General features: G+C 64.9%; 7 protein-coding genes and 1 pseudogene. 3 read left to right on the top strand and 5 right to left on the bottom strand.

Going from position 1 to position 9,344, the window contains the following annotated elements; all coding sequences use genetic code 11:
• Nucleotides 1-61: 61 nt before the first annotated feature.
• On the bottom strand, nt 62-1,387 hold the full coding sequence (gene aptA, locus ACNPP0_RS19560; RefSeq protein WP_332610216.1) for an omega-aminotransferase AptA: 1,326 nt from the start codon (nt 1,385-1,387) through the stop codon (nt 62-64).
• Nucleotides 1,388-1,549: 162 nt separating this feature from the next.
• On the opposite strand from aptA, the gene ACNPP0_RS19555 reads away from it, so the two are divergent.
• The gene (locus ACNPP0_RS19555) at nt 1,550-2,968 is read left to right on the top strand and encodes an aminotransferase-like domain-containing protein (RefSeq protein WP_448706769.1); all 1,419 of its coding nucleotides are present in this window, start codon (nt 1,550-1,552) and stop codon (nt 2,966-2,968) included.
• A 20-nt stretch (nt 2,969-2,988) separates the two neighbouring features.
• Here the strand turns inward: ACNPP0_RS19555 and ACNPP0_RS19550 are convergent, their stop codons facing one another.
• The 4 genes from ACNPP0_RS19550 to ACNPP0_RS19535 all read right to left on the bottom strand — a co-directional run bounded on the left by ACNPP0_RS19550 (nt 2,989) and on the right by ACNPP0_RS19535 (nt 7,489).
• Complete coding sequence (locus ACNPP0_RS19550) at nt 2,989-3,483, bottom strand: dihydrofolate reductase (RefSeq protein WP_448706768.1); 495 nt, start codon at nt 3,481-3,483, stop codon at nt 2,989-2,991.
• A 131-nt stretch (nt 3,484-3,614) separates the two neighbouring features.
• Nucleotides 3,615-5,678 (bottom strand): putative bifunctional diguanylate cyclase/phosphodiesterase, encoded by a 2,064-nt coding sequence (locus tag ACNPP0_RS19545; RefSeq protein WP_448706767.1) that lies wholly within the window; start codon nt 5,676-5,678, stop codon nt 3,615-3,617.
• A 387-nt stretch (nt 5,679-6,065) separates the two neighbouring features.
• On the bottom strand, nt 6,066-7,037 hold the full coding sequence (locus tag ACNPP0_RS19540; protein WP_448706766.1) for a thymidylate synthase: 972 nt from the start codon (nt 7,035-7,037) through the stop codon (nt 6,066-6,068).
• 8 nt (nt 7,038-7,045) lie between these two features.
• Entirely contained in the window at nt 7,046-7,489 is a 444-nt protein-coding gene (locus ACNPP0_RS19535; RefSeq protein ID WP_314355558.1) for an OsmC family protein, read from the bottom strand.
• 123 nt (nt 7,490-7,612) lie between these two features.
• Here ACNPP0_RS19535 and coq7 point away from each other — a divergent pair, with 123 nt between their 5' ends.
• Nucleotides 7,613-8,290, top strand: coding sequence for a 2-polyprenyl-3-methyl-6-methoxy-1,4-benzoquinone monooxygenase (gene coq7 / locus ACNPP0_RS19530; RefSeq protein ID WP_332610884.1), 678 nt, complete (start codon nt 7,613-7,615; stop codon nt 8,288-8,290).
• 754 nt (nt 8,291-9,044) lie between these two features.
• Nucleotides 9,045-9,344 (top strand): annotated as a pseudogene (locus ACNPP0_RS19525) (MraY family glycosyltransferase); the annotation flags it as partial.

The raw sequence follows: 9,344 nt of genomic DNA, 5'->3' as shown, positions 1-9,344 counted from the left end.
CCCCCCCGCAAGAGGTGTCATCAAGAGCGGCGCGGCCGCAAGGGCTGCGTCGTCATCGGGGTTAGGCGACTTCTTTCAGGATCTTTCCGATCTGGTCGAAGATCTGGCCGATCTGGGCTTCGTCGATGATCAGCGGGGGCGACACGGCGATGATATCGCCGGTATAGCGCACCATCAGCCCGCTGTCGAAGCACTTCTGGAAGACTTCGCCGGCGCGTGCGCCGGGTGCGCCGGCGCGCGGTGACAGTTCGATGCCGGCGACCAGGCCCAGGTTGCGCACGTCAATGACGTGCGGCGCGCCCTTCAAGCCATGCGCGGCTTCCTGGAAGGCGCCCGACAACTTGCGGGCGCGGCCGAACAGGTCTTCGCGGCGGTAGATGTCCAGCGTCGCCAAAATGGCGGCGGCGGCCAGCGGGTGCGCCGAATACGTATAGCCGTGGAAGAATTCGATGCCGCCCGCCGGACCGTTGACGATGGCGTCGTGCACGTCGCGCTTGACCGCGACCGCGCCCGCCGGCACGGCGGCGTTGCTGACGCCCTTGGCCATGGCAATGATGTCGGGCGTGACGCCGAAGAACTCGGATGCGGTGGCGGCGCCCAGGCGACCGTAGGCGGTGATGACTTCGTCAAAAATCAGCAGGATGCCGTGCTTGGAAGTAATTTCGCGCAGCTTTTCCAGGTAGCCCTTGGGCGGGATCAATACGCCGGTCGAGCCGGCCATGGGTTCGACGATCACGGCGGCGATCGTGGACGCATCATGCAGCGCCACGATGCGTTCCAGTTCGTCGGCCAGGTTGGCGCCCCAGGCGGGTTGGCCCTTGGAATAGGCGTTCTGTTCCAGGTTGTGGGTGTGCGGCAGATGGTCCACGGCGGGCAGCAGCGCACCGGAGAACGTCTTGCGGTTGGTGGAAATGCCACCCACCGAAATGCCGCCGAAGCCGACCCCGTGGTAACCGCGTTCGCGACCGATCAGGCGGGTGCGCTGGCCTTCGCCGCGCGCGCGGTGGTAAGCCAGCGCGATTTTCAGGGACGTGTCGACCGATTCCGAACCCGAGTTGGTGAAGAAGACGCGGTCCAGGCCCTGCGGCATCAGGCTGGCCACGGCGGTGGCGGCCTCGAAAGCCAGCGGGTGGCCCAGTTGGAAGCCGGGGGCGTAGTCCATGACGCCGGCCTGGCGGGAAATGGCCTCGACGATTTCCTGGCGGCCGTGGCCGGCGTTCACGCACCACAGGCCGGCGGTGCCGTCCAGGATCTGGCGGCCATCGGCCGACGTGTAATACATGCCTTTGGCCGCTGCCAGCATGCGCGGATGAGCCTTGAACTGCTTGTTGGCAGTAAACGGCATCCAGAGATGGGACAGGTCGGGCAAATTGGCGGGGGCGTTCATGGCGGCTCCAGTAGAACGAAACGGCGGCGCCGCAACAGAAGGAAAAGCGCGGCCGCCGGGATTCAATGATTCTGGTCTGTCGCGCGGGGAATGAAAATATACGATCTGCGCAAAGCCCGCTAACTGTATAGTCACAAGTGGCTCAACTGTACAGTTATCCCCGTGATCGATTTTCAGCCCAACCGCGCTCGCGGACTGGCGCCCACCCTGGTGGAACAACTGGTGGCGGCCATCCTGCGCGCCATCGAGGAACACACCCTGCGTCCGGGTATGTCCCTACCGTCGGTGCGCGAGTTTGCACGCCAGTACGGCGTCAGCACCTTCACCGTTGCCAGCGCTTATAGCCGGCTGGTGTCGCTGGGCTGGCTGGCGGCCCGCCCGGGCGCGGGCTATCGGGTGGCGTCGCCGGACGCGCCCGCGCGCCGGGGCGAGCCCCTGTCCTGGGAACCGCCGCGCCTGAACGCCGGCTGGTTGCTGTCGGACATCTTTGCCGACCATTCCATCCCCATCAAATCCGGCTGCGGCTGGCTGCCCGGCGAATGGCTCAACGAAGAAGGCCTGCACGTTGCGCTGCGCCACATGGGCCGCGTGCCGGCGATGCGCATTGCCAATTACGGACACCCGTACGGCTACGCGCCGCTGCGCGAAACCATCGCGGCCAGCCTCAGCGCGCAAGGCATGGAGGTGGAGGCCTCGCAGGTGCTGCTGACACAGGGCGTGACGCACGGGCTGGACATGGTGATCCGCACCTTGCTGCGGCCGGGCGACACCGTGGTCGTCGAGCAGCCGGCCTACGCCAACCTGTTGCAGTTGCTGCGCCTGGCGGGGCTGCGGGTGGTGTCGGTGCCGCGCACGGTTGATGGCCTGGACTGCGAGGCGCTGGAAGCGGTGGCGGCGCAGCACCGGCCGCGCGCGCTGTTCATCAACACCGTATTGCAGAACCCCTCGGGCGCCAGCATCGGCATGGCCAACGCCTTTCGCATCTTGCAAACGGCCGAGCGCCATGGGCTATGGGTGATCGAAGACGATATCTCGCGCGAACTCGCGCCCGGCGTCACGCCCATGCTGGCCGCGCTGGACGGCGGGCAGCGGGTGGTCTACCTGGGCGGCTATTCCAAAGTCATCAGCCCGTCGGTGCGGGTGGGCTACGTGGTGGCGCACCGCGATCTGGTGCGTGACATTGCGCGCACCAAGATGGCGGTGGGGCTGACCTCGCCCGAGATCATGGAGCGCATCGTGCACCAGGTGATCCGCGAAGGCCGCTACCGCGCGCACATCGCGCGCACTCGCGAACGGCTGGCCCAGGCGCACGTCGTGGTGGCCGAACAGATGCGGCAACACGGTTTTGAAATCCATGGGCGGCCCCAGGGCGGGCTGTTCCTGTGGGCCAAGGTGGCCGGCACGTGGCGCGAACGCGGCGCCAACGGGCTGGCGGAGCTGGCGCTGAAAGACGGCATCTGGCTGGCGCCGGGGTCTTACTTTGAAGTGGACGAAGCCGACACGCCCTGGGTGCGCTTTAACGTGGCGTATTCGGAAGCGCCGGCGTTGTGGCGCTTTATCAGTAACGCGGGCGCGGCGTGAAGCGAATACGGGGATAGCCCCTACCGCCAGGCCTGACGCTGATACGTCACGAAGTCGTAGTCGTAGCCGTTTTCAGCGGGCTGCGGTTCGCGCGCCGTTTCCTTCCACTGGAACGAGGGCAGCAACGGAAAGAACGCGTCGCCTTCAACGTCGGCGTGCACTTCCGTGGCCAGCACGCGTTGCGCCAGCGGCAGCGCCTGGGCGTAGATCTGTGCGCCGCCGATCACGAACGCTTCGTCTACATCGCCGCAGGCGTCGATGGCGGCTTGCAGGCTGGGAACGACGGTGGCGCCCGTTGCGGTGAAATCGGGGTTGCGGCTGATGACGATGTTGCCGCGGCCGGGCAGCGGGCGGCCCAGGGAATCCCAGGTCTTGCGGCCCATGATGATCGGGTGGCCCAGCGTGCTGCGCTTGAAATGCGCCAGATCGCCCGGCAGCTTCCAGGGCAGCGTGTTGTCGCGGCCGATGACGCGGTTGGTGGAGTAGGCGACGATCAGGGTCAGGCTGGCGGGCATTCGGGCTGGCTACGGTGGGTGCGCGGCCGGAAGTCGGCCCGCGGAACGGCGTAAGCGTAGCAAATTCGGGCGCTTGCCTGAAGAAGGGCGTTTGGGGCAGCCCCGCTTTTTGCGGTTCGACCCGGTGCCGCTCAGGTCGCCGCGTGTTCCAGAAATTCGGTGGCGGGCATCGGGCGGCCAAGCAGGAAGCCTTGCAGCGAATCGCAACCCAGCCCCGTCAGGAATTTCTGCTGCGCGGCGGTCTCCACGCCTTCGGCCACGATGCGCAGGTTCAACTGCTGGGCCAGGGCGACAATCGCCGACACGATGGCCGCGTCTTCGTTGTCGTTTTCCAGCTGGTTGACAAAGCCGCGGTCGATCTTCAATTCCGTAGCCGGCAGGCGCTTGAGGTACAGCAGGCTGGAATAACCGGTGCCGAAGTCGTCGATAGAGATGGTGACGCCCAGGCCCGACAGGCGCTTGAGCACGGCCAGGCTGGCTTCGGCGTCGCGCATGGCGGTCGATTCCGTCACTTCCAGCGTCAGGCAGGCGGGCGGCACGTCGTGCCGCGCCAGCGCCGAACGCACCGTTTCGACCAGGCTGGCGTGGGCGAACTGCAAGGCCGAGATATTGACCGCGATGGTCCAGTGCCCCTGGCCGGCGTTGATCCACTCGCGCATCTGGCGGCAGGCTTCGTTGATGACCCATTCGCCGATCGACAGGATCAGCCCGGTTTTCTCGGCCGTGGGAATGAACTGATCCGGGCCGACCAGGCCACGCGTCGGATGGTTCCAGCGCAGCAGTGCCTCGGCGCCCATGATGGGACCGGACGGCGCTTCGTACTTGGGCTGGTAGTGCAGCACGAACTGGTCGCGCTCCTGCGCCAGCCGCAGGTCGTGCAGCAGTTCGATCTGTTCGTGGGCGTCCGCGTTCATGGACGGCTCGAAGAAGCTGTAGCCGGTGCCGCCCAGACGCTTGGCGTGGTACATCGCGGCGTCGGCGTTGGTCAGCAGGGAATGCGTGTCTTCGCCGTCGTTGGGGTAGACGGCAATGCCCACGCTGGAAGTCACCAGCACTTCGTGGCCATAAACCATGACCGGCCGCGCGATGGCTTCGATCAGGCGGTCCGCCACACTGGCGGCATCGGTGGGCTCGATGACTTCGCTGAGCACGATGAATTCGTCGCCGCCCAGACGCGCCACGGTGTCCTGCGTCCGCAAGGCCTGGCGGATGCGCTGTGCCAGGTCGATCAGCAAGGCGTCGCCGGTGTGATGCCCATAGGCGTCATTGACCGCCTTGAACCCGTCCAGATCAAAGAACAGCACTGCGAAATAGCCCTTGCGGCGACCGGCGCTTTCAATGGCCTGCTCCATGCGGTCTTCCAGCAGGATGCGGTTGGGCAGCTTGGTCAGCGTGTCGTGCAAGGCCAGCTGCACGAGTTCTTCGTTGGCCTCGGCCAGCGACGAGGCCAGCGCCGACGTGCGGGCTTCAAGCCGGTTGTCCAGCACGGCCACCACCAGCGCAATCGCCAGCACGCTGAGCGTGACGGCGGTGACGGCGATGGCCAGCCAGCCCGCCGAGATGCCGCCGTCGGCCGCCATGCAGATGCTGCCGGCCGGGAAACCGGCGGCTTCCATGCCCGAGTAGTGCATCCCGACGATGGCGATGCCCATGACAACCGAGGCCAGCGGGCGCGAGAACGCCACGCGCGGGCCGTCGTGGCGCAGGCGATAGGTGATCCACAAGGCAGCGCCCGAGGCGGCCACGGCGATCACGATGGACAGCGCAAACCACTTCGCGTCGTAAACGATGCCGGGCGCCATGCGCATCGCCGCCATGCCCAGATAGTGCATGGCGGCGATGCCGACGCCCATCAGCAACGCGCCGCTAAGCAGGCGCCGCCATGGCAGTTCATCCTTGCAGACGATCCACAGCGCAAACGCCGAGCAGCCCACGGCGATGGCCAGGGACAGCACCGTCAAAGACAGGTCATAACCCATCGGGATGGGCAGGTTGAAGGCCAGCATGCCCACGAAGTGCATCGACCAGATGCCCACGCCCATCGCAAAGGCGCCACCCGCCAGCCAATAGCGCGCGGCCGGCAGCCCGTGCGAGGCCCGCACACGATTGGCCATGCCCAACGCCGTGTATGACGCCAGGATGGCGACCCCTAGAGATACGAGGACGAGCGAAGGGTTATAAGTTCCAACGAGCATTTGTGCGGTCCTGTCCTAAGCGCTTTACTGCCGTCGCGCCGGCCTCAAATCAAATCAATTAGTAGTCAACAGTTGCAATTGGGTCGTAAGACGATTGCTGCTGTCGACGCTGGCGATTTACGGTCTCTCTTGTCGGGAAGGGGAAAGGGGCAAGCAAGGCCTGCGGTCGGCGCTGCCGGGCGCGTCGCGGGATGGGCGACTGGCGGCGGGCTCGGCGCGGCATGGGCCGGTCGAAAGCCGGGGCGCGCGCGTAGTGCTGGACGCGCGTCCGAGGCTAAGGGATGGGTTATACCGAAATCGCGCTTCAAGAAGCTCACCAATCTTCACTTCTGGCCGCCGAGCGCGGGCGCCCTGGGCCGCCGATAGGGCGGCCTCCCGGGTGCGTTCCTACACGGCCATGGGCGCGGTGAGGGGGGCGTGATGCGTGTAGCCGGACAATGAAAAGTCGCCGGGCTCGACCTTTTCCAGCCACTCGGGTTCGTAGCGGCCGGTGACGGCGAAGTCGGGAATGCGGTCCGACAATACCAACTGGGGCGATTCGAAGGGTTCGCGCGTGAGCTGCTCGCGCAGCATCGGCAGGTGGTTCTCGTAGATATGGGCGTCGCCGATGAAATACGTGAACCAGCGCGGCTTGTAACCCGTCAGACGACCCAGCAGGTGCAGCAGCGCGGCGCCTTCGGTCAGGTTGAACGGCGTGCCCAGCCCCACGTCATTCGAGCGGATGTACAGGCACAGCGAGATTTCCCGCGTGGTGGCGTTGGGCAGGAATTGATAGAGCAGATGGCAGGGCGGCAGCGCCATTTCTTCGATCTGCGCCCAGTTCCAGCCGTGGAACAGGATGCGGCGGTCGCCGGGACGTTCGTGGATCGTGTCCAGGCACTGGCGCAGCTGATCCACTGCTTTATATAGCAGCACCTTGTCCACGCCGCCTTCTTGCAAGTCGGCCACCTTGGCGTAGCCGCGAGACAGCGCGTCTTCAAGCTGGCCATTGTTGCCGGCATCCAGCAGCTTGTAGGCGGGCCACTGGCGCCATTGAACGCCATAGACCGGGCCCAGGTCGTCCGGGCCTTCGCGGTAGGGGTTGGCCAGCCATTGGCTGTTTTCGTTGGCGTTCTGGTCCCAGACCTTGCAGCCCAGTTCACGGAATTCCGCCGCGCTGCGCGAGGCCCGCAAGAAACCGACCATTTCGCCGATGGCGGATTTGAAGGCCAGTTTCTTGGTGGTGACGGCGGGAAAGCCCTTTTGCAGGTCAAAGCGCAGTGAGGCGCCCGGCATGCTGATGGTGCGGATACCCGTTCGGTTCTCCTGCCACGAGCCGGTGTCCAGGATGGATTGAACGAGGTCTAGATATTGTTTCATGGCGGTTCTCAGGCGGCGGCCGGCGCTTCCTGGGTGTCGACGATGTCGACCGAGAAGGTCAGCGCCGCGGTCTTTTCAAGCATGGCTGAAGCCGAGCAGTATTTTTCGTGCGACAACTGCACGGCGCGCTCAACGGCGGCCTGCGGCAGGTTGCGGCCCGTGACGGTGAAGGCGAAATGGATGCGGGTAAAGACCTTGGGGTCGGATTCGGCGCGATCGGCCTGAAGCTTGACGCTGCATCCGGTGACGGCGTGACGGCCGCGCTTCAGGATCAGCACAACGTCGTACGCCGTGCAGCCGCCGGTGCCGGCCAGCAGCATTTCCATCGGGCGCGGCGCCAGGTTGTGTCCGCCGCCGTCCACGGCGCCGTCCATCACGGCCACGTGGCCGCTGCCGGTGCTGGCGGTAAAGAGCATGCCGTTGGGGCCGCCCCAGTCAATCGTGCATTCCATTTTGAGTGTCCTTCCGCATTGAGCGCAGTCAATGGTCGATGATACCTGTTGCGTACAATTCCAGGCATGAGAGCCCCGCCCCGCATCAGGGGTGTGTGGCGCCAGTTTGCACAGGAGCCGCCCATGTCCACTGCTTTGTCTCAATCCGGACCCGTTTCCATTCGCCGCCGCATCGGCCCGCTGGATGCCCTGCTGGCCGAGGCCGACCGCGCGCTGCGCGTACTGTCCAACAGCGCCACGGCAGGCCGGCCGTATCCGGCCACGACCCCCGACGCGCCGGGCGCGCTGTCGGAGCAGGACAAGCGGCACTCCGCCGGCCTGATGCGCGTGAACCATGTGGGCGAAATCTGCGCCCAGGCGCTGTACCGTGGCCAAGCCTCGGTCTGCCGCGAACCCGGCCCGCGTGCGCTGCTGCTCAATGCCGCCGCCGAGGAAGTCGACCATCTGGTGTGGTGCAACGAACGGCTGACCGAGCTGAACAGCCGGCCCAGCCTGCTGAACCCGGTCTGGTATGCCGGTTCTTTTGCGCTGGGCGTGTTGGCCAGCTATGCAGGCGTGCCGCGCAACCTGGGTTTCATGGCTGAAACCGAAAAGCAGGTCGAGGCCCATCTGGAAGAACATCTACGCACCTTGCCGGTGCAGGACGAACGCTCGCGCGAGGTCGTCCGAAAGATGAAAGACGACGAGGCCGAGCACCGGGCCAGCGCCGAGCGGGCAGGGGGCATACCGCTGCCGGGCCCTGTAAAGACGGCCATGCGGGCGATGTCCAAGGTGATGACGACCACGGCGTACTGGATATGAAGCACGCCCGGAATCGATCGTTAAGGGTGTTTAAGGAAATGTTGCACTGCGCCAATTTGGCCGCATCGTGGTGCGCGGCGCACTGAACTGGTGCGCTTTTCGGGGTGGGATTACCCGGAAGCGCCAAGGGTAAATCCGCAAGGGGTTTACCCGTTCGGCGAAAACCCTTTTTTTGGCCAAGTCGTTGCCAGGTATGGCTCTCCAGGGGGCGTCCGGGAAATTTGCGGCGAAAATGCAACGTCGGATTTGACCTTTTAAAGAGATCAAAAAAATTCTTGCATCGCACAAAAAACATCGGTACTATTCATTCATCGGATGTTGAAACGCAGTCGGCGCGGTGCAAAACCCCGACAGCGCAGCGAGCAGAAAGCCCGCTCCCAACATGCCACGGTTGTCTCCTCCACCCTCCTCCTTTGGTGGATTTAGCCCGAGATCTCACGATCTCGGGCTTTTTTTTGCCTGGCGATAATCCGTCCCTATTTAACGGTATTTGCGGCCCGGCCGTTGCCGCGAGCTTGGCCATCCTCCCTATGGACGCGTCCGTGTTTTCCCTTGGATATTTCGTATGCGCCAAGGCGGAAAGCTCTACAATCGCCAGCATGAAATCCGTACTTCTGCGCGCACGAACGGCCCCGGCAGGGGCGTTACGTTTCGTGCCCGTGAATTGCACTTCCTTATCCCTCACATATATGGGCGTTACACCTGCCTCCCATAATGGCGGGCCTGTCTCGATAGACCAACCAAAGGTGATCCAGTGACCTGGCTGTATATCTGCGTGGTCGCGTTCATGGTGGGGGGACTCATCGTGTGGTCGGAGCGCTGGCATGGCCGCTTTACCGGCGACAGCGACCTCAATAAACCACAAGCGAACCATTCCCGCGCCACGCCCCGCGTCGGCGGTCTGGCCGTACTGGCCGGCACGCTGCTGGGCCTGCTGGTGCTCGGCCCGGCCAACATGACCCTGACGTGGCTTTGGCCCGCCCTGTTCGTTGCCGCGCTGCCCGTGTTCGTCGCGGGCCTGTTGGAAGACATCACGAAAGACATCGGCGCCCGC

Source organism: Achromobacter semiaridum, assembly GCF_053543755.1.
Note: the sequence above shows the minus strand (reverse complement) of the source record. Positions and strands in the feature narration are given on the sequence as shown.